Genomic DNA, 23,755 nt, shown 5'->3' on the forward strand with positions numbered 1-23,755 from the left:
AGCAAATCTCCTGTTTTATGAGTAGATATAATGTATTTATATGACACTTAGGACTGATTTAATCTGATTTTAAAAAATTATTGTGCCATAATCACGCTATCGGTTTTAAGTTCTACTATGTTATTGATTTTTTCGTCATCTTTTAGAGGTACTTCAATAAGCATAAGACAAACGCCCTTTGATTGATTGCTGTCCTTTGATTTCTGATATTGAACACACGGAATCTGTGAACTGATTGCATAGCTAAGTCCCCTAAAGTTGACTCTGTCTGCCGACGATTCAAGCTCAACAGGAGCAACATAAAGGCAATTGCTGTTAAAAAATCCGTCACTGTAGTTGCGGCTGAAATTAAGCAATTCACTCATATTTACCGAACCTTTGTAAGAGTTGCAAAAATTTTCATACTCGCTCATACTGTATATTCCTTTTGTACCGTATGACGGGAGCTTTGAAAAGTTTGTTACATTAACAGACTCTGTGTAGTAAAAATGAGCCATATCATTATTGCTCACATCATTATAATAACCATCGGAAGAAAGATAGACATATCTTACCGTAAATATTGATGTATTTATACTCAAAAAACCTGCCGCAACAAGCATTACAAGCGGCAGAGCGGCAAAAGTAACTCTTTCTTTTATTTTTGCCTTAACAAAAAGCAGAATATACAAAATCAGTACAAATGATATGCCTGCAATGACATACATATAAAACGGCTGTTTGTATACATACATCATAAATTCGGAAAAACCAAACAGCAATTCCGCTATTATCAGAACCGCTAAATCAACCGAACGCAAGTCAATTGACATTTTTCTGTATCCATGTACTGTGGCGGCAACAATTATTAATGTAAGAGCCTCAAGAATTACGCTGAGCAAACCGACATACTCCGAACTTTTAAGCATTAACTGAACCGTAACAAAAAACATAGTTTCGACTATTGCAAGTACCAACAGTACAAAAGAAAGCACCGTAAGTCTGTGATTACTGCGAATACGCTTTACACGCTCCTGATACTGCTGCATTTCTTTTCCGCTAAACGGAAATCTGTCAGTAGTATCTCCATAAAAACTAAATCCTCTCATTTTTTCACCTTTCAAAACTTCATAAAATATTTATCAACAAACGACAATTTCATATTATCATTTGCCATATCATATTATCATTTGCAATATAAATTATATACAATTTTGCTTATAAATTCAAGTATAATTGCTATTAAATATATTGTTCTTGATAATTTGACAAAAAGCCTCTATTGTGATAACATATTAGTCAAGCAGTTCGTAACCATCCTGCTCGAGCAATTAACCAAAAGGGGCTTGCTCAATCAAAACTAAGGAGGAAAGGCATAGGACTTACTGTGTCCGTACACCCCCTGTGGGTGTTTTTTTATGCCAAATTTATGGAAAGGTACAGTATAATTCACGAAAAAAACAGTCGTGAAATTGTCCTTCTGCGTGGCAGTGGGTGTGTTTATACCAAATGCACATTCTGCGACTATTACAGTGACAGCTGTAAAAATGAAGAAGAAAATTTCAGGCTGAACAGCAAGGTGCTTGAAAATGTAACAGGCATCTTTCAAAACCTTGAAGTAATAAACTCGGGGTCGGTGTTTGAACTTGACAAAAATACCGTCGAGCTTATAAAAAAGGTTTGTAAACAAAAGAATATCCACACAATTCATTTTGAGTCGCACTATCTTTACAACAACAGAATTGCTGATTTGAGAAAAGAGTTTTCCGACTTTACGCTTAAAATGAAACTCGGTCTTGAAACCTTTGATTATGATTTCAGAGAAAATGTACTTAAAAAGGGAATTAAAGAGAAATCTCCCGAAAAAATCTCTGAAAACTTTGACGAGGCAAATTTCCTTTTTGGAATTAAAGGTCAGACCGTTGAGTCTATAAGAAACGATATTGAACTTGGACTCAAATATTTTGAACGAATTTGCATTAATATAATGTGCGAAAATTCCACAAGCGTAAAACCCGATAAAGAACTTATAAAGGCTTTTATAAAAGAAATTTATCCTATATATAAGGATAACGACAGAGCCGATATTTTAATTAACAATACTGATTTTGGAGTGGGTGACTGATATGCCAAACGAACTTATACTTATATTTTCCGTAGTATTTATTTACGGTGCAGCACTTTTAGGATACAAATTTTTTGGAAAAACAGGACTTTATTGTATATCTGTAATTGCAACTATTCTTGCAAATATTGAAGTTACAATAATGATAAACGCATTCGGAATGGAACAAACACTCGGTAATGTTCTTTTTGCCGTAACATTTTTGATAACCGATATTTTGTCGGAATGTGAAGGCAAAAAAGCCGCACAAACCGCCGTATATGCCGGTATATTCTGTTCAATATTCTTCCTTGTGCTTTCGCAAAGCTGGATGCTTTATACACCAAGCGCAACAGATACAATTATGCCGTCAATAAAAGCAGTGTTCTCAAACACACCACGAATGATTCTTGCATCTCTTGTTGTATATGCCGTAAGCCAGATGTTTGATGTTTGGCTTTACCATAAATGGTGGAATTTTACAGAAAAGAAGTTTGGCAGCAAACGCAGATTTTTGTGGCTTAGAAATAACGGTTCAACACTTATCAGTCAGATTCTTAACACTGCTCTTTTCACAGCATTCGCTTTCTGGGGCACATACGATATTCCGACACTTATTTCAATTTTCATTTCAAGCTATGTTATCTATATTTTCACAAGTTTGCTCGATACCCCGTTTGTTTATATTGCAAGAAAAATTCATGATAAAAAGCTTAATGCAAAAGCCGAAAAAGCATAAAACTTTCCTGACAGTTCATTTGAATTGTCAGGATTTTTATTGCAAAAAACTATGCGAATATGCTATAATTTTACAGGTGATTTTATGTACTACACATACATACTGCGGTGTTGCGACAATACCCTTTATACAGGTATTGCCTTGGATATAGAAAAAAGAATGAACGAGCATTTTTTGCAAAATGAAAAATGTGCAAAATACACCCGCACTCATAAAGCTAAAAAACTCGAATCGCTGTGGATAAGCGAAAACCGAGCCACAGCCTCTAAACTTGAATACCATATTAAACATCTTACCAAAAAGCAAAAAGAAGAAATCATATCCTTAAAAAGCCTTGAAGTATTAAAAGATAAACTTCCGATTGAAAATTATAATTATTCCGATATGAAATTAAATTCCGTAAACTAAGCAAAAAGTCCGACCATCGAAGTCGGGCTTTTATTTTTTATCAGCTTTATAAAAGTTAAGTAAATTATAGTTTAGTATAACAGGTTTAAACAAAACAATTTAAAACTTAGGTCAAGTTTTTTAATGATTAAAGACAGTAACTTATTTACAATGTAATCTTAAAAGTAATTGAATTTTCGTCATTGCTATAGCAAGCTGCCTTGCCTTTATGGGCATTAGCTATTGCTTTTACTACCGAAAGTCCGATACCGTGACCTCCTGTTTCGGAATTTCTTGACGAATCGGCACGATAAAATCTTTCAAAAAGCTCATCGTGTTTACCCCTTTCGATTTTTTCAACACTGTTTGTAACGGTAATAACACGGCTTTTTCCGTTTGATTTTAAAGAAACTGTGATATTTCCGTTTTCATCGGAATATTTCATAGCGTTATCAATCAATAATGAAACAAGCTGTCTGATTGTTGTTTCATCTCCGCAATAGCTCAAGTTATTGTCTATGTCAAGGTTAAGTGTTTTACCTTGAGAAGTCGCAACTGCCTCAAAACCTTGTGCAACCTCAAGTACGGCATCGGAAATTGAAAAATCAAGCATAATAAGTTTTGTGCTTTCCTCGTCCATTCGTGAAAGAAAAATAAGTTTTTCCGTTAAAGCAGTCAGCCTTTTTACCTGATTTTTAATACTTTCGGTCCACTCATTCTCGCCGTTTTCCATTTCAATAATCTCGGTCGATGCGTCTATAATGGTAAGCGGAGTTTTTATCTCATGACTTGCGTCTGTAATAAATTGCTTTTGCTTTTCGTAGCTTTCTGCAACAGGTTTGAAAACTATTTTTGAAAAAACGAGCACAAGCAGATACACAAGAATAATTCCGCCAACGCTTGCAAGAATGCTAACAATCAGAAAATTATAAAAAGTTGAAAGTTCTCTTTCACAATCAAGAAAAATATACATTTTTCCGTCATCGGTATCAACGCAAGTGTATTTGTAATTATCAATAAATCCGCTTGTCTTGTTCTTTTCGGTAAGCTGATTGGTATAATTTATAGCCTTTTCGGTGGAAACCGCCGCAATCATACCTGTGTTTACAGAAACAATTGTATTTATATCTGTAACTTTTACGGTAAAATATCTTGTGTCAAAAGGAGCTTCGGGCGACATTTTTCTGTCGGGCTTTTTATCATCAAGAGGTTTGCTGTCGGCTTTTTCACCGTCTTTTTTAGGGAAAGTACCGCCGTTATCTGCAATTACAGATATTTTTTCATCGGCTCTCACATTTACGCTATGGTAATTGGCAATATTAATCGCCGACATCATCACACCAAGCACCAACGCTATAGAAATAAGCGTTATAAGAATAAAATGCCGTCTTAATTTTTTAATCATTTACAGCCTCCAACGCATAACCACGGTTGCGTACTGCCTTTATTGCAACATTAGCATCAAGTGCCGCAAGTTTTTTACGAAGATAAGAAACATAAACCCACACAACATTTTGATTTGTTTCGGTATCATATCCCCATATTTTCTCCATAAATCTTTCGGTAGAAATTATCATACCTTCGTTTGACATAAGCATTTCAAGCATCTGAAATTCCTTATTTGCAAGTCTTAGTGTTGCTTTTGGAGATGAAACTTCAAAGGTACTGCGATTTAAAGTGATGTTTCCGCATTTTAAAAGCGAGCCTGTATTCTCACCTTTTCTCCTTGTCATTGCTCTGATTCTCGCAAGAAGTTCTTTTGTGGCAAACGGCTTGGTAAGATAATCGTCAGCACCGCTGTCAAGCCCCGTTACCCTGTCGTCAATCTCCGATTTTGCGGTAAGAAGTAAAACAGGAACGGAATTTCCGCTTTCTCTTACCTTTCTAAGAACTGTGATTCCGTCCATTTTCGGCATCATTATGTCAAGCACCACACCGTCATAATCACCGTTTGTTATGTAATCAAGGGCATCTTGTCCGTTATAAACAGCGTCAACGGAATAATTACTGTGTTTTAATATTACAACCAGTGCATTTGAAAGCTCCTTTTCGTCTTCTGCAAGTAATAATCTCACACTTATTCCTCCACTCATTATTGTTTTTTTAATTATACAGTCAAAACCTTAAGATTAGTTTAAATTACCTATATTACCCTCTCATTCGTGAAATTAAATTTCCACCGTTCTGCTTTAGCCAAAGTTCGGCTCTTTGGTAGTCGGGCATAATTTTTTCTACCTCTGCCCAGAATTTTTCAGAGTGATTCATTTCACGCAGGTGACAAAGTTCGTGCACAACAATATAATCAATTACATAGTCCGGCGTGAGCATAAGCAGGCAGTTAAAATTAAGATTACCCTTAGTTGAACAGCTCCCCCACCTTGACACAAGATTTTTAATTGTTATTTTATTATAAACAAAATTTTCTTTTTCGGCATAATATTTAACTCTCTTTGGAATATACTCAACTGCCTGATCCGCAAGCTCTTTTACTTGTTCAAATGTTATTTTTTCAAGTTTACTTCTTTCGTCAATTGTACTTTGTACTTTCAGCATATGCTCATCTATCCATTTGGATTTTGAAATTACCATTCTTTCAATTTCATTGTCACTGACATACAGAGGTACAAATACAACAATTTGCATATCCGCAGTTATTTTTATTGCTGCGCTTTTTCTTTTGCTTCGTCTTACCTCAACATTATATTCGCCTATCTTCATTTTCATCATTCCTTTATATATACGCAAATTTTAGCATAACCGCACCTGCTTAGCAAGCTGTTGCAAATAAAATTTTTTTGGTATAAAATTATTAATAAATATTATTCTTCACACAAAACACAAATAAAAAAGTTACTTTATATATGGTGATTGCAATGTACAAAATACTTCTTGTAGAAGATGACAAAAACATAAGAGAAATGGTTGTTGAATATTTTTCTAACAAAGGCAAAGGAAACTTTCCTGTTTCTGTTGCGGCAAACGGAGAAATCGGATTGCAAATGGCATACGAAAATCCATATGATTTACTTCTGCTCGATGTAAACCTGCCCAAAATGGACGGATTTTCTATCTGTAAAGAGGTCAGACGATACAGCGATGTGCCTATTATGTTCATTACCGCACGGGTAAACGAAGAAGATGTGCTTAACGGCTATGCCCTCGGATGTGACGATTACATAATAAAACCTTTTGCCCTGCCTGTTCTTTTTGAAAAGGTAAAGGCTCTTATCAAGCGGTCAAAGGGACTTGTGCGTTCCTCTGTACTTACGGCAGGAACTCTTACACTTAATCCAAACAACGGAATCGTAATTTCCGACGGTGACGAAGTTGATTTGACAGCTAAAGAATACAAAATACTTAAATTTCTTTTAGAGAACAAAAACATTGTAATCTCCAGAACAAAACTGATAGACAAGCTTTGGGGCTATGACTCTAATGTTGATATTCGTGTACTTGACACGCATATAAAAAATCTCCGAAAAGCATTAAAAGATAACTCAAAGCTGATTAAGACGGTAATCGGCAGAGGTTACAAAATTGAGGAATAATTATGAATAAAAAGCTGAAAAAAGAAAATAGAAAAATTCTCATAAATATAATTTCAATAGTTCTGCTTATTTGCCTGCTGACAATCGGTACTTTTTCTTACCTGACATACAATTTCACAAAACAAATCGATCAATATCAGGCTGAACTGCAATCTAAATATATTTATGACAATACAAAATATATTGATATAACCGAAAGCGGTCAAATAAATACATTTATTGTGACAAATCTCAACAATTACTATTACGGTAATTCCTCATACAATGACATATATGTATCATTGGAAAATGATTACTATAATATTTCGGTTGACAGCGCAAATAAAATGACAATTAAACTTGACGATTATTATTCAAGTTTTGATACTTTTTCCGATACCGATAACATGGTAAATGATTACAGCCTGGGGGGGTATCTTGATTATTTTACTCTCCGAAACAGTATGACCGATGAGCAGTATAATAAAATTGCCGATTATCTTAATTCCGAACCGGACGAAAACGGTAATTATTATATTTTGTCCGTCAATCAATATGCAATGGATAATTACAACGGCGTCGGTACAGACGAGATGATACCAATACGATTAGAAATTCTGCGTACAAACGAAAACCATGTTTGGTATGCCGAAGATGAACATATTGAGTATTTTGACTTATCATCAGACAAAATAAGCGAGATAAAAGAATTACAAAAACAAGTGGAAGAAAATTACAAAATAAATAATGATAGCGCTTCCAATACCGTATTAATCGGACCTATTCACTCAATAGGCGATATGAAGAAAAATGAAATTACAAAGGATTTTTTCTTTAACGGAGGCAAGGAAAACGAATTAAAAGAATACAACAAAAATAATCCCGAAGATTCTGATATTTTCACCGCATATATACCTCTTGATAATTTTTCATTTATATACAGACAAATCTACGAAGCAAGCCCAAATTATACAGATGGATTTTCATCTGTTGATGAGATGAACTCATATAATCAAAAAACATGCAAGATTACCGTATATCAAAAACTTGAACCTCTGAAAGCCTGTATGGCTACTCTTATAATCGGCAACAGCATTATTCTTGCTTTCTTTATTTTAATCGGCATTTTGCTTTCTCTGATTATTTGGAGAAACTTTAAAAACAGGGCAATCCGAGAACAACACAGAATGGAAATGACAAACGCAGTTGCCCACAATCTTAAAACACCGCTATGCATAATAAACGGTTTTTCCGAAAATCTGCGGGAAGAAAGCGGCTATCTTACAAAGCAACATTACATAAATGTTATTCAGGAACAAGCAAATGAAATGGATATACTCGTACATAAAATGCTTGATTTCTCAAAACTTGAAACAGACTCTGCAAAACTTAATATAAAATCGTTCAATATTAAAACAGAACTTGAAAATATTGCGAAGAAATACAATAATATTTCAAGTAAAAATATTATCGTAACTGCAGATGACAAGGAAATTTTTGCAGACAAAGAACTTATGGAGCTTGTGTTTGAAAATCTGATTGAGAATGCTGTTAAATACTCAAAAGATAATTCCGATATTAAAATATCCTTTGCAAATAATAATTTTAATATTTCAAACGAATGTGATGAAATTTCTAAAAAAGATTTAAAAAAGATATGGAAACCGTATAACCGTTTGGAAAAAGACGAAGAGGTGCGTGGCACAGGTATAGGACTTTCCATAGTAAAGCATATTCTTAAACTGCATAGAATAAAGCCGTATACCGAATATTCGGGCGGCAGATTGATTATCGGATTTTATATTTAAGGTTATGTCTTTAATTTGCCGATAATCTTAATAAATTATGGTTTAACGCACAAGTTAAGCGGAATAATTAAAAAATTCAGTTTTAAAGGTTGACCAAACTTTTATAATTGATTGGCAAATCAATTTGCTAAAACATAATTGCTCAACTTTCATATAAAAACCGCTCTGCACATAAAATACAGAGCGGTTATTTTTATAAGTTAATTATTCTCTTTTGGTTTTCTTCTTTTATGCTTTTTCTCTGTGAGCGGAGTCATACTCTTGGCACAAATAAGCATGGTGGAAGAATTATGCAATAATGCAGACATAGACGGAGAAATAAGACCTAAAAATCCCGAAGCCATCAGTGCTGAATTAAAACCTACAATAAATCTGTAATTGCGGTTAATTCTATCCATTAATGTCTGACTTATTGTTCTTATTCTCGCAAGTTCGGTAAGGTCGGAGCTTTTGATTGTAATATCTGCGGTTTCTCTTGCAATATCAGACGCATCTCGCATAGCAACAGATACATTTGCAGCCGCAAGCGCCGGTGTATCGTTAATACCGTCACCAACCATAATTACGCCCTTGCCGCTCTTCTTGAGTTCTTCAACATATTTATGTTTATCCTCGGGAAGTACCTGACATTTATATTCGGTAATGCCAAGCATTTCTGCGGTCATTTGAGCCGCTTTCTGACTGTCGCCGGTAAGCATTACAACTCTTTTAATACCCTGATTTCTAAGCATTTGAATAGCTCTCACAGCCTCTTCTCGTGGCGGGTCACTTATACATAACGCACCGACAAGCACACCGCCGATAGCAAGATAAAGCACAGAGCAAGCGCCTGATTTTTCATCAATAGTTTTCTGCTGTTCTTCGGTTACAGAAATCTGCTCGTCTTCCACTACAAAATGCTTACTGCCTATTACAGCCTTTTTGCCGTGCAGTGTGGTTGCAATTCCGTGTGCAACAATATACTGAACATCAGAGTGCTCCTCTATGTGAGATAATCCTCTTTCATTCGCTGCATTTACAACGGCATTCGCAACGCTGTGAGGGAAATGCTCCTCAAGACAAGCTGCAATTTTGAGTATTTCTTCCTCTGAATAATCACTGAAAGAAATTACTTTTTCAAGCTTCGGCTCGGCATTTGTCAGTGTACCTGTTTTATCAAATACAATGGTATCTGCGTGAGCATATGCCTCAAGATACTTGCCGCCTTTAACGGTAATATCGTGGTCGGCCGCCTCCTTGATTGCGGAAATAACCGCAATCGGAGTAGAAAGTTTGATAGCACAGGAATAGTCAACCATAAGCAAAGAAACAGCTTTGGTAATATTCCTTGTAAGAACCAAAGTAGCCAAGAAACCTAAAAAGCTGAACGGTACAATTCTGTCCGCCAAGGTTTCGGCACGGCTTTGTACTCCTGCCTTGAGATTTTCCGAATTATCAATAAGGTCAATAATTTTACTTATTTTTGTGTTTGAAGAAAGAGCCTTTACATTAACTACAATGTTTCCCTCTTCCACAACAGTACCGGCAAATACGGTTATGCCCTCACGCTTTGCAACAGGGAGCGGCTCACCTGTCATAGACGACTCGTTTACTGTTGCCTCACCCGATACAACAACACCGTCAACAGGAATAACATTGCCTGTCTGTACTCTGATGTTATCACCCTCTGTCAAATCAGACATAGGAATAAGTACTTCTGAATTATCATCGGTTACAAGCCATACCTTGTCCGCCTTAATAGCAAGGCTGTCCGTAAGCACAGCTTTTGTACGGGCATGAGTATAATCCTCGAGCATACCGGATACGGTAAGCAAGAACATTATTGTTCCTGCGGTTTTAAAGTTTCTCTGTAACAAGCAGGTTGCAATTGACGCACCGTCAAGCACATCAACATTAAGTTTGCAGTTCCAAAGTGCCTTTAAAGCCTTTTTTATGTATTTTATACTTGTGTAAATTGTAACTACCATTCTGATAGGTGCGGGCAAAAGCCATTTTTGCAAAAGTCTTTTTGCCACGCAAGAAATCAGATTATGTTTAAAATTATTGTCAATATCTTGAACGCTGACAGTTTTCTTTGCCTCAACTTTTACAAGAGAACTGCGCTCTATTGACGCTATAACATCAATTACATTCTGACGATAGCCTTTGTCATACATAACAAGGATACCGCCGTTTTCAGAATTTACTTCAACCTTTTTTACATAATTTTTCTCTATAAGAAAATTATAAATACAACCCTCATACGCCTTATCAAAAGCATATGCGCCGCAGCGGAATCTGATTCGCTGCGGCTTATCATATACAATAGAATATTTCATTATTCTTCAACTTCTGTTTCAGTTTCTGCTTCAATGCCGGCTTCTGCCTTTGCATCGTAGCAAAGATCTGCCGCATCGTCTTTCATGCTCTGGAATTTAGCCTTAGCATCTTTCTGAAGCTTCATACCTTTTGCAAGACCGGTTACTGCAACGCTGCGAGTCTTTGGTGAAGTAAATACTTTTTTACCTACAATAACTGCTGCTGCGCCTGCAACAACGCACCATAATTTTTCATTTTTAAAAAAATTCTTCATAACTGTTCCTCCTAAGATTTATGATAATTATATTATACTCACTTGTCACAATTTGTCAATACTGTAAGAAAAATCTAATCGAAATTTGTAGGTTATCCCAAACTAACATCTAAAATCATCATAATTACGAACCCAATTGCAACTCCGATTGTACCGATATTTGAGTGTTTTCCGCTCTGCGATTCGGGTATTAATTCTTCCGTTACAACATAAATCATAGCACCTGCCGCAAAAGACAACAGATACGGCAGAATTTGTGTTACTATTCCCGCAAAAATCAAAGTAATCATTGCACCTATCGGTTCAACCGCACCCGAAATCACGCCGTAATAAAATGATTTTAACTTTGAACAGCCGCCGTCTTTGAGCGGCAGAGATATTATTGCTCCCTCCGGGAAATTCTGAATTGCAATTCCGACTGCAAGTGAAATCGCACCTGCCACGGTTATACCCGTATTTTCTGTAATTGCACCTGCCAAAGTTACGCCCACAGCCATACCTTCCGGAATATTATGCAATGTAACCGCAAGCACAAGCATAGTATTTTTTGAAAGTCTTGACTTTACACCCTCAGGTTTGTCACTGTTAAGATGCAAATGAGGGATTACACTGTCAAGCAAGAGCAAAAATCCTATTCCGAGCAAAAATCCCACCGCAGCAGGCAGCCATTCGATTACATTTTGTTTAGCGGACATTTCAACAGACGGAATAATCAGCGACCACACCGATGCGGCTATCATTACTCCCGAGGCAAAACCGAGTAAAAATTTCTGGAATTTTTCGTTGATTTTATTTTTTGTAAAGAAAACCATTGCAGAACCCAAAGAAGTTCCTAAAAACGGTATTAAAAGTATTGCTGTTTGTTGATAAAGCATCTTCCACCACCTTATATTACTGTTTTATAATATGCAAAGAAAGTCTGTAAAAAGCAGTCTTTCTTTAAGTTTATGCATTAATTTTCCAACCTGCCGCTTGCTGTCGGGCATTAACAAAGTTCTTGTAAATTCCGCCCTCCTGCATAAGCTGCGTATGTGTTCCGAGCTGTGCTATTTTTCCGCTGTCAACAACAACAATCTGATCTGCATTGCGCACCGTCTTTAATCTGTGCGCAATCATAATTATTGTTTTTTCCTTTGTAAGAGCGTCAATCGCTTCAACAAGCTCTTTTTCGTTTTCGGGGTCAACATTTGCGGTTGCTTCGTCCAAAATAATTATAGGTGCATTTTTCATAATTGCTCTTGCTATTGAAATTCTCTGTTTTTCACCGCCTGAAATACTTGCACCGCCCTCACCTATCACTGTATCGTAACCATCGGGCAAACTCATAATAAAATCGTGGCAGCAAGCCTTTTTTGCGGCAGTTACAATTTCTTCTCTTGTAGCGTTTTCTCTGCCAAAAGCAATGTTATTTGCTATTGTATCCGCAAAAAGATAAACATTCTGGAACACAAAGCTAAAGTTTTTCATAAGGCTGTCCATACTGTATTCCCGTACATCAATACCGCCCAGTCGGATATTACCTCCGTCAACATCCCAAAACCTTGAAATAAGATTGCAAAGGGTTGATTTGCCTCCGCCTGACGGACCGACAACTGCGGTTGTGGTCTTTTGCGGGATATGCAATGAAATGCCGTCAATAATTTTTCGTTTGTCATATGAAAATTCAATATTATTAACATCTATATCGTAGTTTTGCGGAATAATATCTTTTCCGTCAATATCCATTGTATCAAGGTCAAGAATTTTCTGCGCTTTGTCAATACAAATATCAATCGTACGCAAAAGTGCCGAGTAACTTCCTGCCTGTTCAAGACTTGAGTAAAGCATAAATGCGCAAATTGTCATACCAATGCAAATCATAAGGCTCATAGAACCGTTAAGATAAAGCAAAACAGAAACAAACATCATAACCGCACCCGTAAGTTTTGTTATAATATTCTGAATTGTCATATACGGAATAAATGCAAATTCCATTTCGGTGTTTACTTTTACATTGTTATCAATAGCTTTATTCAGTTTTTTAGTTTGCTTGCCGAAAAGGTTGTATGATTTAACTTCCGCTATGCCTTGCACATACTCCATTATTTCACTTACAAGTTTTTGGTCCGATTCAACTTTTTCGGCAGAAAGTTTATCGCCTGCTTTTTGTAGAAGAGAATTAACAACAAAAAATAAAATTACGCCTGCGGCGGCAATAAGACCTATTCTGAAATCAAAACATAACAGCATTACAATTATAAGCGCTGTATTTAAAATCCCCTGTGTGCTCATCATTACAACTCGGGTTGCAACATCTCCGAGATTTTCCATTGTATTGGTTGCTACGGAGGTAATTGAACCAAGGCTGTTCTTATTAAAATAGCCCATTGGGAGATAACGCAAATGCTGTGCAATTTCAATTCTCTTGTTTGCCGCCGCATTATAACCTGCTTCTGTCTGCAGCATAGCTGATTTTTTCCTTACAAAGAAATCAACCGTAATTGAAACAAACATTATAGCAAGCGACAAAAATACAGTTTTTGAACTAAGCGTATTATCGGTTATATCCATAAGAACAATCATAATCGCAGGGATTTTCATAGCCTCGCAAACAGCCTGAATAACTCCGAGCACGATTGAAATTTGAAACTTCTTTTTATTTACACTTCCGCAAAAATCAAAAAACTTATTTAAAATTTTAAGCATTAATATCACCTCCGTTATCTTTAACAGAAATATGAGCCTGCCACATTTGCTTGTATAATCCGTTATCCTCAAGCAATTCCTTGTGAGTTCCCTGTTCGCAAACTCTGCCGTCGTCAATAACAAAAATTTTGTCTGCGTCTGTAATTGTAGAAAGTCTGTGTGCAATTACAATTAAAGTTTTGCCTGCCACAAGTTTTGCAACAGACGACTGTATTACCGCTTCATTTTCAGGGTCGGTATATGCAGTAGCCTCGTCAAGAATTACAATCGGCGCATTTTTAAGCATTGCCCTCGCAATGGAAATTCGCTGTCTTTCGCCGCCCGAAAGGTGTCCGCCCGCACCGCCTGCTACGGTGTCAAAGCCGTTTTCAAGCGACATTATAAAGTCATAACAGCCGCTGAGCCTTGCCGCCTGCTCAACCTCTTTGTCAGTCGCATTCAGATTGCCCTGTCTGATGTTTTCCCTTACTGTTTCGTTAAAAAGGTAATTGTCTTGTGCAACATAAGCTACGCTCTTATTGTATTCTTCAAGCGACAAATCCCTTATGTTTACTCCGCCGATTTCAATACTTCCGCTGTCGGTATCCCAAAGCGAGGCAATCAGCTTGGCAACAGTAGATTTTCCACTGCCAGACGGGCCTACAATAGCGTTTACACTGCCCGAATCCATACACATATTTATGTTGTGCAGGACTTCTTCATCGTGATAACCAAAGCATATATCTTTAAGTCTTATAGAATAATCATAAGGCTTTTTCTTTGATTTTTCGGGTCTGTCAAGTTCCTTTTGGGTGAGAATACCTGCCACTTCGCCCACAACAGTGCCTATTTTGCCGAGGTCATCGGTGTAGCTCATAACGGCAATGAGCGGTCCTACAATGCTCAGTGCAAGAATAATGCACATTACAAAATTTGCAACAGAAAGACTGCCGTTTAAAATAAACATTGCGCCAAACGGCAAAACGGTGAGAAGTGTGTACGGGGTAAGAACAAGCGAAATGCTATGGTAAATACAGCATTTGCGCATCCAGCCGATATACGCCTCTGCTCCCTCTTTAGCGGCTTTTGTGAATTTTTCGTAAGAGGAGTCCGCCTTGCCGAATACCTTTATAACCTCAATGCCGTTTATGTATTCCACTGCCGCATTGTTAAGCGCCTTGGTTTTTTCGACCGCATTTTTAAAGTTTTCTTCATAGCCGATAAACATTCCAAAGGTTGAGCAAAAGCCGAGCACAACGGTTACAAGCGAAAGCAGAGCCATTCGCCAATCAATTATGAATAAATACGCAAGAACAACAATCGGAGGAATTATGTTTGAAGTAAATTCCGGCAAAATATGCGCAAGCGTTGTTTCTATGCTGTCTATTCGCTCGACCATTATGTTCTTAAGCGTACCCGATGATGTATCTTTAACATATCCGAGCGGCACTCTTGAAAGTTTGTCGCAGGTTTCTTTACGAATCTGACCGAGTACGCTGAAAGTAGCTTTGTGTGAAAAAGCAGTTGAAATCGAATGGAATATTTCGGCTATAACAAAAGAAGCCGCTATCATTGCAATTTCAATCAGATACACCGAAAAGTTTTTCTCACCGTTTAACAGTTTGTTTATAACATCACCTATAATGAAAAACGGTATCAGCTTGAACAATACATTCAAAATCGCAAGCACTACGCTTACTGCGTAAAGAGATTTGTGCCTGCCTGCCCACTGCATAATCCATGCCGCAGAGGATTTTTCTTTTTTCATTATTCCACTCTCCTTTGATAAAATGGTTAGTTTAAGCTAACTATTATTTAAAAATTTTCGTATCTGCCTATACAGATACGAAAAAATTATACTGATTTTAAAATGATATACCGAAAAGTTTTTCCCAGCCTCCGGTATAAAACATTTTCAGCTTTTTGACACGCTCAATCGCAACGCTCTTTTTCATATCGTGAACCACAATTTCAAACATTGCCGAAAACATACCGCTCGACACCATATGAATAAAGTCCTTGTCAAGCTGCGGAATTTCCGTTCCGCTTTTTCGCATATCTTCAATAAATTTAAGGGTTGACTGCGTTTCTCTTTCAACAAGATTATGTATAAAAGAAGTAAACTCCGTGCCGTCAGCCTTACAAAGCAGCAATTTAAAATTATCGTAATGTTCGTAAATATAGTTGAGCATTTGCGTGATGGAATCCGTTGAAACTCTGGTCATAGCATTTTGCTGTTCACTGCTCGACAAAGTCTGAAAATTTTGCAAAGTAACATCATAAATAGAATATATTTTATTTGCATACGGTTCAACCAGCGAAGCAAATAAATCCTCTTTAGTAGAAAAATATTTGTAAAACGCACCTGTGGTAAGTCCTGCATTTTTTACTATTTGTCTTAATGAGGCATTGGCAAAACCTTTTTCCATAAATTCATCAAGAGCCGCTTTTTCGATTTTTGCCTTTGTTTCTTCATTACCTGTCATTTAAATTACCTCGCAAAAGATAACAGTGTTATATAACACTGTTATCTTATCATTTTTTTATAATTTTGTCAACATTTTTTACATAAACAAACAGGTTATAAGGTACACTCTCTTAAAAAAATTAAGAATATATTGTAAGAAAATTAAATTTGCAGAAAGCTTATTCTGCAAGTAAAAGTATATCGTTTGCCTGCGGCTTAGCACAGGCAAGTTTTCCAACAAAAGTTGCTATGCTGCCCATTATTACAACATTTGAGCAAAGCGACACCCACTGACTTACCACATTGCCTGCAATATATTTTTTACTTTCCGAGACTGTACCGATCAGCCGTTTATTTATCATCATACGCAAACCGCCTTTAAATTAGCTTTAACTAACTTATTAAACCACAAATCTACATTTTTTCAAGTGACAAATTCTGATAATCGTTACATCGGCAATGTTAACGCTAAAAAAACAGATGCAAAACTCAAATTCGTTTTACATCTGTTTTTATGTATTGTGGTTATTATAGCTTTTGAATTACAATTTTTCTGTATGTATTAAACTTTACCCATTTCGCAAAGAATTTTGAATCGTTAATATCTTCAAGATTTTTGTATTCGTCAAGCATAGCCTTGATTTTTTCATCGCTGTCTGCAAGAATTTCAAAGCCTCTGCCGTTAATAACAGGAACACCGCTGTATTTGTAATCATCAACCGAAGTAATGGCTGTAACCACCTTATTGCGAACGCTTACCGCAACAAGATCACGAAGTACAATAATATCAAAGTTGTCGGGGTATGAGTAGCTGTCGCCGCTTGTCGGAATTTCGTCACCGAAAGTGTAAGTTTCTCTTACAGGCTGATATTTAAGTACATTAAGGCTTGTGGTATCGTAATAAAATTCCTCGAAAATGTCGCCTCTTGCCTCAAGCTCGCCGTTTTTGAACGATGCCTTTTCAGAGCCTGCTACACCCTTTTGGCTTACCTTTTCAACCACGCCGCAAGCCGAAGTCATATTCGTTACACGGTTTATAAGTATAAGTTCACCCAAAGTTTTGTGAGCAGAGAACAAGTCGGCAACAATCGGCTCGGTAAGTAAAAGATTACATACCGCAATACCGTTTTTACTTAAAGTATCTGCCTTGATATGCTCGCCTGTATTTACATCAACAGCATATTCAATACCTGTAATAATACCGCTGATTGTCTTTGTACCGAGTTTTACAAGATAATCTGTACCGACCGCAAGAGGTTCGTCGTCCATCCAGAGAATTGATACATTAAGTTTCTGATAAGACGCAAGTTTTGTGTCCTTTGCAATTACACAGCCTCTTGACACATCAACTTCTTTATCAAGTGTAATTGTAACAGGCTGACCCTTAAATGCGGTTTTTACATCTTTGCCTGCCGCAAGCAACTGCTTAACCTTAGCTTTTTCGTTGCTTGGCAATGCAATGATTTCATCGCCAACATTTATACTGCCTGACTCAATCTGTCCCTGAAAACCTCTGAATGTGTGATCGGGACGGCAAACTCTTTGAACAGGCATATAAAAGCCCTCTTCCTCTTCCGAGGCAGATACATCAACTTTTTCGAGGTATTCAAGGAGCGGAACTCCGTTATACCAAGGAATGTTCTGTGACTTTACCGTAACATTGTCGCCCTCTGTGGCAGAAAGCGGAATAATGTAGATATTTTCAAGGGAAAGCTCTTTTTTAAGCTCGTCAATCTGTGCTACGATTTCATTAAAACGCTGTTCACTGTAATTTACAAGGTCCATTTTATTTACCGCAAAAACAAAATGTCTTATACCCATAAGTTTGCAGATTCTTGCGTGTCTTCTTGTCTGCACAAGTACACCCTGAGATGCGTCTATAAGAATTACGGCGAGGTCTGCAAAAGACGCACCTACCGCCATATTTCTTGTATATTCCTCATGGCCGGGGGTATCGGCTACAATAAAACTTCTGTTATCGGTTGTAAAATAACGGTAAGCAACATCTATTGTGATGCCCTGTTCACGCTCTGCCATAAGACCGTCAAGCAAAAGCGAATAGTCAATGTCACCGTTACGGCTGCCTACCTTACTGTCAAGCTCAAGAGCTTTTTCCTGGTCGGCGTAAATTAACTTTGCATCATACAGAATATGACCTATAAGTGTAGATTTACCGTCATCCACACTTCCGCAGGTAATAAACTTCAATAAACCTTTCATTAGAAATAGCCCTCCCTTTTTCTGCGTTCCATACTGCCTGCCGCCTCGTTGTCAATAACTCTTGAGGTACGCTCGGAAGACACAGAGCTTAAAGTTTCGTCAATGATTTCGTCAAGGGTAGTTGCGGTTGATTCAATACCGCCTGTAAGAGGATAACAGCCGAGTGTTCTGAAACGAACCGACTTGTACTCCGGTACTTCACCCTCTTTGAGCGGGAATCTGTCATCGTCAACCATTATAATATTGCCGTCACGATATACAACAGGTCTTTCCGCCGCAAAATACAGCGGAACAATATCTATATTTTCTCTCTTTATGTACTGCCAGATGTCTTTTTCTGTCCAGTTTGAAATTGGAAAAACTCTTATGCTTTCGCCCTTGTTGATTTTAGTGTTGTAAAGTTTCCACATCTCGGGGCGCTGATTTTTAGGGTCCCAAGCCTGCGCCTGATTTCTGAAAGAGAAAATTCTCTCTTTTGCTCTTGACTTTTCTTCATCTCGTCTGCCGCCGCCGAATGCCGCTGTAAAACCATACTTTGTAAGTGCCTGCTTTAAAGCCTGTGTTTTCATAATATCCGTATAAGCAGCACCGTGGTCAAACGGATTGATTCCCTGCTTTATTCCCTCTTCGTTGGAATAAACAATCATCTCAATGCCAAGTTTTTTTGCTGTATCGTCACGGAATTTAATCATATCTTTAAACTTCCATGTAGTGTCTATGTGCATAAACGGGAACGGCGGCTTTTCAGGGTAAAAAGCCTTCATTGCGAGGTGGAGCATAACAGAGCTGTCCTTGCCTATTGAATAGAGCATAACAGGCTTTTCGCACTCTGCGGCTACCTCTCGGATTATATATATAGCCTCTGCTTCAAGCTCATCTAAATGTGAAAGCTGACTCATTCTTATTCCTCCTCAGTACTTATTCGATTCCTTTTGGTTAATATCTATCTTAATGGTTTCACCCTCGGGCTTGTCAATTATCCAACTAAGTATATCGCCCTTTTTCTCGGTATGAACAAGACTGCCCATACCGCCGATATCTGCACCAAGATAAAAGCTGATTGCATATGCAGGACATTCCTTAATACATGAAGTACAGCCCCAGCAATCTTTCGGATACTTTATGTAAGCACGATTGTCACTGTCAAGCTTTATAAGACTGCCGGGACATACATTTCGGCATCTTCCGCAGCCTATGCACTTCTGCTTGTCAATCGCAATGCTCATAGCTTTTACCTCCCTCTACCAAATCTCTGATAATTATTTTAATTTCGCCGTTTTCGAGGCGTGAATTTACATATTTATTAAAGTTTTTGTCATCCTTATTCGGATAATCAAGGTTTTCCGCAAAGCTGTGCCAACGGGTTTCCTTTCTTGCCTTTAAGTGAGCAATTACACTTCTGCAAACCGTAAGTCTTTCCCTAAGCTCGTAAATATACATAAGCTCCTGAAAATCTTCCGCATATAAACTGTCTGAAAGTTTAATAAGCTGTTTGATTTTGTAGTCTGCAATATCAAGCTGTTTTTCGTTAAAACGGTAGTTTGTTTTTATACCGCCTGCATAGCTGTCCATTACAGTCTGCATTGCCTCTTCAAGCTGTTCTGTTGTATAACGGGTATCTTTTTTTGTTAAAAATTCTTCAGCCTCGGCAATGTGCTTATCGGTTATTTCATCTTCAAGCTGCGGTGCTTGTGTATGATTGTTCACATACTCAACAGCCGACATACCTGCGATTTCACCCTCTGCAAGTGCACCTGTTACATACTTCTGCGGGCAGCCGCCTGCAACATCACCGCCTGCAAACAATCCGTCAATTGTTGTGGCTCTTTTGGTATCAACCCAATAGCCGCTCGCTGTGTGACCGCCGACAATATACGGTTCCGTTCCCTCAATCTCAACATTTTGCTGTGACGGGTTCTTGCCGCTTTCTATCCACTTGATTGTCTGTGACGGCGCCATATTAAGATAAGCCTTTAACAGCGATTCGTCCTGCTCGGCTGTTATACCCTCTGTACGAAGATAGCACGGACCTCTGCCCTCTTGGTTTTCGTTTACTGTGCCGTAAACTCGCTGTGAAGTTGTAAGTCCGTAGTTGGTTTCATATACCTCGCCGAGGGAATTTACCTGTTTTGCGCCGACGCCCTGTGCAAGTGTACCTGTCGGAGCAATTGTATCTTTACAACGAAGTGCGATAAAGCGCATTTCAAAGGTTGTCATCTCCGCACCCGCATTAATACCCATTGCATAGCCTGCGCCAGTATTAAACGGAGGATACCACATTTTGTGTCTTGAAAAGCCCGGATTATTCGGCTTGTAAAGACCTGCCGCACCGCCTGTGGCAACGATTACGGCTTTTGCTTCTATTATGTAAAATGTATCGTTTTCAATGCCTATACCGTAAGCACCGTTGATTTTATTGTTTTTTACGGCAAAATCTATAATGTTTACTCTGTTGAGGATTTCAACATTTTTTGCTTGCTCAACAGCCGAGGCAAGAATAGGCTTGATGTTTTCACCGTTTATTTTAAGGTTTCTATTACCCCTTGTAACATACTTACCGTTTTCATCCTTTAAAATAACAAGACCTAACTTTTCAAGCCTATCCGTTACCTCATTCAGCTTTTCGGACATTGTAAGGAGTAAATCTTCTCTTACAATTCCGTCTGCATCTTTTTTTGCGTAATCAACATAATCCTGCGGCTTTCTTCCATCAACGATGTATGCGTTAAGAGCGTTTACTCCTGCCGCAAGACATCCGCTGCGCTTGATGTGTGCCTTTTCGCAAATTAAAACTTTTTTATCTGAATTTTCTGAAATAGTGAGTGCGGCATAACAGCCTGCTGTACCTCCGCCTATTATCAGAATATCTGTACTTAATTTTTCAATTTTCATAGGCTGCCTCTCCCTTTTACACTCACCTTATTTTCATATCATTTTATTTTTTCAAGATAATCTTCCGCAGATAATACGCAATTAGCACCGTCCGATACAGCTGTTACAACCTGTCTTAACTTTTTGGTACGAACATCGCCTGCAACAAATATTCCGTTTGCCGAAGTTACTCCGTCCTCATTTGCAACAATATAGCCGTTATTGTCAACTTCAACCAAATCCTTAAGAATTGCCGAATTAGGCACACTGCCGACTGCAACAAAAACGCCGTCAACTTTGATTTCGGTTTCTGCGCCGTTTTTATCAACTGTGATCGACTCAACCTTATTACTGCCGTTAATCTTTTTTATCTGCGAATTAAGCAATATTTCTACATTAGAAATATTTTCAACTTTTTGCTGTAAGGTTTTATTGGCTCTGAATTTATCTCTGCGATGAATAAGATAAACTTTTTTCGCAAACTTTGAAAGCAAAGCCGCATCACCAAGTGCGGTATCTCCGCCGCCTGCAACAGCTGTGATTTTATCTTTATAAAATGCAGCGTCACAAACTGCGCAATACGATACTCCTCTGCCCGAAAACTCTTTTTCACCCTCAACCTGAAGTTTTCTGCGTTCCGTACCGACCGCATAAATTACAGTGTGAGTTTCTAATGAATTTCCGTTGTCAAGTTCAATGCTGTAATCAGTTGCGTTTTTGCTGATTTTAACAGCCTCTCCCTCTATAAATTCAGTACCGAGGCTTTCTGCGTGTGATCTGAACTTTTCGCCCAAATCAAAGCCGTTTTCGCCGTATAATCCCGGGTAATTATCTACACGCTCGCTTTCTGAAATCTGACCTGTGCCAAGGTAGTTTTTCTCAACCACAACTGCCTTAAGTCCTGCTCGTTGAGCATAAATTGCCGAAGAAAGTCCTGCCGGACCGCTTCCGATAATAACTATGTCGTACATAATTTCCCTCCTTGTTTAGTAAATAACCAATTCTTCCTTTTCTGAAGCTGTGCCGTTGATTTTAAATGAATTTAGCACGGGATTTTCTCTGTCCATAAGTGACAAAATCATATAGCTTGCCTTGCTGTCATATGCAAGTCGCTTGTCCTCATCTGACGGTCTTGACGGAGATTCGGGATGTGAATGCCAGTTACCGAGCGGTACAAAACCGTTCTGTCGCATATCCTTTACCGCCGCAAGCTGTTCCTTTGGGTCAAGCGAAAAATGCTCGTTTGAATGGTCGATGTTTGAAAGAAGATAAACTTTTTTAATCTCCTTGTTTTCGCCGTCAACCGTACCCGCAATCAATCCGCAAGCCTCGTCAGGCAACTCACTTTCTGCGTGAGCCACAATTTTATTATAATCAGCTTTTGATAATTTAATCATAAATGAACACCGTCACATTCTGCCTGTTCGTAATCTATAAGCTCGGTAATTGTAGGATGATCACCGCAAACCGCACAATTATGTGTGTTTGACGGAAGTTTTATCTTACGAAATTCCATTTTGAGTGCATCGTATGTAAGTAAATATCCTGTGAGCAAATCACCCTTGCCGAGAATATACTTAATAGCCTCCATTGCCTGCAAACTACCGATAACACCGCCCATTGCTCCGATTACACCCGCTTGCTTACAAGTAGGAACTGCGTCCTTTGACGGTGGGTTTTTAAATACACAACGGTAGCAAGGACCTTCACCGGGCACATATGTCATAAGCTGTCCCTGAAATCTGATAATACCTGCGTGTGAAAAAGGTTTTTTAGCCATTACGCAAGCGTCATTGATAAGAAACTTTGCCGGAAAATTATCGGTACCGTCAATGATGAAATCGTAATCTTTGATAAGGTCCATAATGTTTTCGCTTGTAACAAATGTATGGTAAGTTTTTACTGTAACATCGGGGTTCATAGCCTCCATAGTTTCCTTTGCCGATTCTACCTTTGGCTTGCCTACATCTTTTGTAGCGTGAATAATCTGGCGCTGAAGATTTGAAAGGTCAACCTCATCAGCATCGGCAATACCGATTGTACCGATACCGGCAGCGGCAAGATACATTGCTACGGGTGCACCGAGTCCGCCTGCACCGATTATAAGCACTTTTGCGTTAAGCAACTTTTTCTGTCCCTTTGCACCAACCTCTTTGAGAATGATGTGACGGGAATAACGCTCAAGCTGTTCGTTAGTAAATGCCATTACTGACCGCCTCCCATGAAATAAAGAAATTCAACTACATCGCCGTCCTTGAGTACGGTTTCTTCAAAAGTACCGCTTGCAAGAAATTCGTCGTTTACACTTACTGTTACATACTCCGGTGTTTCTACATCTTCGTCAATAATAAGCTGTGCTACTGTAAGTCCTTCTGCTACTTCTTTTTTATTACCTGCAACTGTGATTGTCATAATAA

24 protein-coding genes are annotated in these 23,755 nt (G+C 38.1%); 5 read left to right on the forward strand and 19 right to left on the reverse strand.

Annotation, left to right across the window (positions count from 1 at the left end; genetic code table 11):
• Positions 1 to 77 precede the first annotated feature (77 nt).
• Positions 78 to 1,088 carry a hypothetical protein gene (locus H8R91_RS05040; protein ID WP_186935134.1) on the reverse strand — a complete coding sequence of 337 codons (1,011 nt, stop codon included), beginning with the start codon at positions 1,086 to 1,088 and terminating at the stop codon, positions 78 to 80.
• A 320-nt stretch (positions 1,089 to 1,408) separates the two neighbouring features.
• On the opposite strand from H8R91_RS05040, the gene H8R91_RS05045 reads away from it, so the two are divergent.
• The 3 genes from H8R91_RS05045 to H8R91_RS05055 all read left to right on the forward strand — a co-directional run bounded on the left by H8R91_RS05045 (position 1,409) and on the right by H8R91_RS05055 (position 3,230).
• Positions 1,409 to 2,104, forward strand: coding sequence for a radical SAM protein (locus tag H8R91_RS05045; protein ID WP_186935135.1), 696 nt, complete (start codon positions 1,409 to 1,411; stop codon positions 2,102 to 2,104).
• 1 nt (position 2,105) lies between these two features.
• The gene (locus H8R91_RS05050; RefSeq protein ID WP_186935136.1) at positions 2,106 to 2,822 is read left to right on the forward strand and encodes a queuosine precursor transporter; all 717 of its coding nucleotides are present in this window, start codon (positions 2,106 to 2,108) and stop codon (positions 2,820 to 2,822) included.
• 84 nt (positions 2,823 to 2,906) lie between these two features.
• On the forward strand, positions 2,907 to 3,230 hold the full coding sequence (locus H8R91_RS05055) for a GIY-YIG nuclease family protein (RefSeq protein WP_186935137.1): 324 nt from the start codon (positions 2,907 to 2,909) through the stop codon (positions 3,228 to 3,230).
• 145 nt (positions 3,231 to 3,375) lie between these two features.
• Here H8R91_RS05055 and H8R91_RS05060 read toward each other — a convergent pair whose 3' ends face one another.
• From H8R91_RS05060 to H8R91_RS05070, 3 genes are all read right to left on the reverse strand, one after another.
• A complete protein-coding gene (locus H8R91_RS05060) occupies positions 3,376 to 4,614 on the reverse strand; it encodes a sensor histidine kinase (RefSeq protein ID WP_186935138.1) in 1,239 nt (412 codons plus the stop codon).
• Positions 4,607 to 5,284: a response regulator transcription factor gene (locus H8R91_RS05065; protein WP_186935139.1), complete on the reverse strand. Its 678-nt coding sequence runs from the start codon at positions 5,282 to 5,284 to the stop codon at positions 4,607 to 4,609. The genes H8R91_RS05060 and H8R91_RS05065 overlap by 8 nt, the downstream gene beginning before the upstream one ends.
• Before the next feature lie 73 nt (positions 5,285 to 5,357).
• Positions 5,358 to 5,927 (reverse strand): M48 family metallopeptidase, encoded by a 570-nt coding sequence (locus H8R91_RS05070; protein ID WP_186935140.1) that lies wholly within the window; start codon positions 5,925 to 5,927, stop codon positions 5,358 to 5,360.
• A 155-nt stretch (positions 5,928 to 6,082) separates the two neighbouring features.
• On the opposite strand from H8R91_RS05070, the gene H8R91_RS05075 reads away from it, so the two are divergent.
• Together H8R91_RS05075 and H8R91_RS05080 are read left to right on the forward strand one after the other, a co-directional pair.
• Positions 6,083 to 6,757 carry a response regulator transcription factor gene (locus tag H8R91_RS05075; protein WP_186935141.1) on the forward strand — a complete coding sequence of 225 codons (675 nt, stop codon included), beginning with the start codon at positions 6,083 to 6,085 and terminating at the stop codon, positions 6,755 to 6,757.
• Positions 6,758 to 6,759: 2 nt separating this feature from the next.
• Positions 6,760 to 8,544, forward strand: a complete 1,785-nt coding sequence (locus H8R91_RS05080; RefSeq protein WP_186935142.1) for a sensor histidine kinase — start codon at positions 6,760 to 6,762, stop codon at positions 8,542 to 8,544.
• 200 nt (positions 8,545 to 8,744) lie between these two features.
• Here the strand turns inward: H8R91_RS05080 and H8R91_RS05085 are convergent, their stop codons facing one another.
• The 15 genes from H8R91_RS05085 to thiS all read right to left on the reverse strand — a co-directional run bounded on the left by H8R91_RS05085 (position 8,745) and on the right by thiS (position 23,750).
• The gene (locus H8R91_RS05085) at positions 8,745 to 10,862 is read right to left on the reverse strand and encodes a heavy metal translocating P-type ATPase (RefSeq protein WP_186935143.1); all 2,118 of its coding nucleotides are present in this window, start codon (positions 10,860 to 10,862) and stop codon (positions 8,745 to 8,747) included.
• The gene (locus tag H8R91_RS05090; RefSeq protein ID WP_186935144.1) at positions 10,862 to 11,116 is read right to left on the reverse strand and encodes a DUF1490 domain-containing protein; all 255 of its coding nucleotides are present in this window, start codon (positions 11,114 to 11,116) and stop codon (positions 10,862 to 10,864) included. Before H8R91_RS05090 ends, H8R91_RS05085 begins: the two co-directional genes overlap by 1 nt.
• 92 nt (positions 11,117 to 11,208) lie before the next feature.
• Positions 11,209 to 11,991, reverse strand: coding sequence for a ZIP family metal transporter (locus H8R91_RS05095; RefSeq protein ID WP_186935145.1), 783 nt, complete (start codon positions 11,989 to 11,991; stop codon positions 11,209 to 11,211).
• A gap of 70 nt (positions 11,992 to 12,061) precedes the next feature.
• Complete coding sequence (locus H8R91_RS05100) at positions 12,062 to 13,801, reverse strand: ABC transporter ATP-binding protein (RefSeq protein ID WP_186935146.1); 1,740 nt, start codon at positions 13,799 to 13,801, stop codon at positions 12,062 to 12,064.
• Positions 13,794 to 15,548, reverse strand: a complete 1,755-nt coding sequence (locus H8R91_RS05105; RefSeq protein WP_207722734.1) for an ABC transporter ATP-binding protein — start codon at positions 15,546 to 15,548, stop codon at positions 13,794 to 13,796. The genes H8R91_RS05100 and H8R91_RS05105 overlap by 8 nt, the downstream gene beginning before the upstream one ends.
• 97 nt (positions 15,549 to 15,645) lie before the next feature.
• On the reverse strand, positions 15,646 to 16,266 hold the full coding sequence (locus H8R91_RS05110) for a TetR/AcrR family transcriptional regulator (RefSeq protein WP_186935147.1): 621 nt from the start codon (positions 16,264 to 16,266) through the stop codon (positions 15,646 to 15,648).
• 160 nt (positions 16,267 to 16,426) lie between these two features.
• Positions 16,427 to 16,612: a hypothetical protein gene (locus H8R91_RS05115; protein WP_186935391.1), complete on the reverse strand. Its 186-nt coding sequence runs from the start codon at positions 16,610 to 16,612 to the stop codon at positions 16,427 to 16,429.
• A gap of 163 nt (positions 16,613 to 16,775) precedes the next feature.
• Positions 16,776 to 18,467 carry a sulfate adenylyltransferase subunit 1 gene (locus H8R91_RS05120; RefSeq protein WP_186935148.1) on the reverse strand — a complete coding sequence of 564 codons (1,692 nt, stop codon included), beginning with the start codon at positions 18,465 to 18,467 and terminating at the stop codon, positions 16,776 to 16,778.
• Positions 18,467 to 19,366: a sulfate adenylyltransferase subunit CysD gene (gene cysD, locus H8R91_RS05125; protein WP_117704912.1), complete on the reverse strand. Its 900-nt coding sequence runs from the start codon at positions 19,364 to 19,366 to the stop codon at positions 18,467 to 18,469. Before cysD ends, H8R91_RS05120 begins: the two co-directional genes overlap by 1 nt.
• 12 nt (positions 19,367 to 19,378) lie before the next feature.
• Positions 19,379 to 19,693, reverse strand: a complete 315-nt coding sequence (locus H8R91_RS05130) for a 4Fe-4S dicluster domain-containing protein (RefSeq protein WP_022235260.1) — start codon at positions 19,691 to 19,693, stop codon at positions 19,379 to 19,381.
• Entirely contained in the window at positions 19,677 to 21,359 is a 1,683-nt protein-coding gene (locus H8R91_RS05135) for an adenylyl-sulfate reductase subunit alpha (protein WP_186935149.1), read from the reverse strand. The genes H8R91_RS05130 and H8R91_RS05135 overlap by 17 nt, the downstream gene beginning before the upstream one ends.
• Before the next feature lie 38 nt (positions 21,360 to 21,397).
• On the reverse strand, positions 21,398 to 22,309 hold the full coding sequence (gene trxB, locus H8R91_RS05140; RefSeq protein WP_186935150.1) for a thioredoxin-disulfide reductase: 912 nt from the start codon (positions 22,307 to 22,309) through the stop codon (positions 21,398 to 21,400).
• 15 nt (positions 22,310 to 22,324) lie between these two features.
• Positions 22,325 to 22,735 carry a M67 family metallopeptidase gene (locus tag H8R91_RS05145; RefSeq protein ID WP_022235258.1) on the reverse strand — a complete coding sequence of 137 codons (411 nt, stop codon included), beginning with the start codon at positions 22,733 to 22,735 and terminating at the stop codon, positions 22,325 to 22,327.
• Positions 22,732 to 23,544, reverse strand: a complete 813-nt coding sequence (gene thiF / locus H8R91_RS05150; protein ID WP_186935151.1) for a thiazole biosynthesis adenylyltransferase ThiF — start codon at positions 23,542 to 23,544, stop codon at positions 22,732 to 22,734. Before thiF ends, H8R91_RS05145 begins: the two co-directional genes overlap by 4 nt.
• Complete coding sequence (gene thiS, locus H8R91_RS05155; protein WP_022235256.1) at positions 23,544 to 23,750, reverse strand: sulfur carrier protein ThiS; 207 nt, start codon at positions 23,748 to 23,750, stop codon at positions 23,544 to 23,546. Before thiS ends, thiF begins: the two co-directional genes overlap by 1 nt.
• Positions 23,751 to 23,755 lie beyond the last annotated feature (5 nt).

Origin of the sequence: Ruminococcus intestinalis (genome assembly GCF_014288065.1) — a bacterium.
Classification (GTDB): domain Bacteria; phylum Bacillota; class Clostridia; order Oscillospirales; family Acutalibacteraceae; genus Ruminococcoides; species Ruminococcoides intestinale_A.

Excerpts from the sequence above, each read along its gene's own strand:
- H8R91_RS05040 (WP_186935134.1), bottom strand. The coding sequence starts at position 1,088 with ATGAGAGGATTTAGTTTTTATGGAGATACTACTGACAGATTTCCGTTT.
- H8R91_RS05045 (WP_186935135.1), top strand. The coding sequence starts at position 1,409 with ATGGAAAGGTACAGTATAATTCACGAAAAAAACAGTCGTGAAATTGTC.
- H8R91_RS05050 (WP_186935136.1), top strand. The coding sequence starts at position 2,106 with ATGCCAAACGAACTTATACTTATATTTTCCGTAGTATTTATTTACGGT.
- H8R91_RS05055 (WP_186935137.1), top strand. The coding sequence starts at position 2,907 with ATGTACTACACATACATACTGCGGTGTTGCGACAATACCCTTTATACA.
- H8R91_RS05060 (WP_186935138.1), bottom strand. The coding sequence starts at position 4,614 with ATGATTAAAAAATTAAGACGGCATTTTATTCTTATAACGCTTATTTCT.
- H8R91_RS05070 (WP_186935140.1), bottom strand. The coding sequence starts at position 5,927 with ATGAAGATAGGCGAATATAATGTTGAGGTAAGACGAAGCAAAAGAAAA.
- H8R91_RS05075 (WP_186935141.1), top strand. The coding sequence starts at position 6,083 with ATGTACAAAATACTTCTTGTAGAAGATGACAAAAACATAAGAGAAATG.
- H8R91_RS05080 (WP_186935142.1), top strand. The coding sequence starts at position 6,760 with ATGAATAAAAAGCTGAAAAAAGAAAATAGAAAAATTCTCATAAATATA.
- H8R91_RS05085 (WP_186935143.1), bottom strand. The coding sequence starts at position 10,862 with ATGAAATATTCTATTGTATATGATAAGCCGCAGCGAATCAGATTCCGC.
- H8R91_RS05090 (WP_186935144.1), bottom strand. The coding sequence starts at position 11,116 with ATGAAGAATTTTTTTAAAAATGAAAAATTATGGTGCGTTGTTGCAGGC.
- H8R91_RS05095 (WP_186935145.1), bottom strand. The coding sequence starts at position 11,991 with ATGCTTTATCAACAAACAGCAATACTTTTAATACCGTTTTTAGGAACT.
- H8R91_RS05100 (WP_186935146.1), bottom strand. The coding sequence starts at position 13,801 with ATGCTTAAAATTTTAAATAAGTTTTTTGATTTTTGCGGAAGTGTAAAT.
- H8R91_RS05105 (WP_207722734.1), bottom strand. The coding sequence starts at position 15,548 with ATGAAAAAAGAAAAATCCTCTGCGGCATGGATTATGCAGTGGGCAGGC.
- H8R91_RS05110 (WP_186935147.1), bottom strand. The coding sequence starts at position 16,266 with ATGACAGGTAATGAAGAAACAAAGGCAAAAATCGAAAAAGCGGCTCTT.
- H8R91_RS05115 (WP_186935391.1), bottom strand. The coding sequence starts at position 16,612 with ATGATGATAAATAAACGGCTGATCGGTACAGTCTCGGAAAGTAAAAAA.
- H8R91_RS05120 (WP_186935148.1), bottom strand. The coding sequence starts at position 18,467 with ATGAAAGGTTTATTGAAGTTTATTACCTGCGGAAGTGTGGATGACGGT.
- cysD (WP_117704912.1), bottom strand. The coding sequence starts at position 19,366 with ATGAGTCAGCTTTCACATTTAGATGAGCTTGAAGCAGAGGCTATATAT.
- H8R91_RS05130 (WP_022235260.1), bottom strand. The coding sequence starts at position 19,693 with ATGAGCATTGCGATTGACAAGCAGAAGTGCATAGGCTGCGGAAGATGC.
- H8R91_RS05135 (WP_186935149.1), bottom strand. The coding sequence starts at position 21,359 with ATGAAAATTGAAAAATTAAGTACAGATATTCTGATAATAGGCGGAGGT.
- trxB (WP_186935150.1), bottom strand. The coding sequence starts at position 22,309 with ATGTACGACATAGTTATTATCGGAAGCGGTCCGGCAGGACTTTCTTCG.
- H8R91_RS05145 (WP_022235258.1), bottom strand. The coding sequence starts at position 22,735 with ATGATTAAATTATCAAAAGCTGATTATAATAAAATTGTGGCTCACGCA.
- thiF (WP_186935151.1), bottom strand. The coding sequence starts at position 23,544 with ATGGCATTTACTAACGAACAGCTTGAGCGTTATTCCCGTCACATCATT.
- thiS (WP_022235256.1), bottom strand. The coding sequence starts at position 23,750 with ATGACAATCACAGTTGCAGGTAATAAAAAAGAAGTAGCAGAAGGACTT.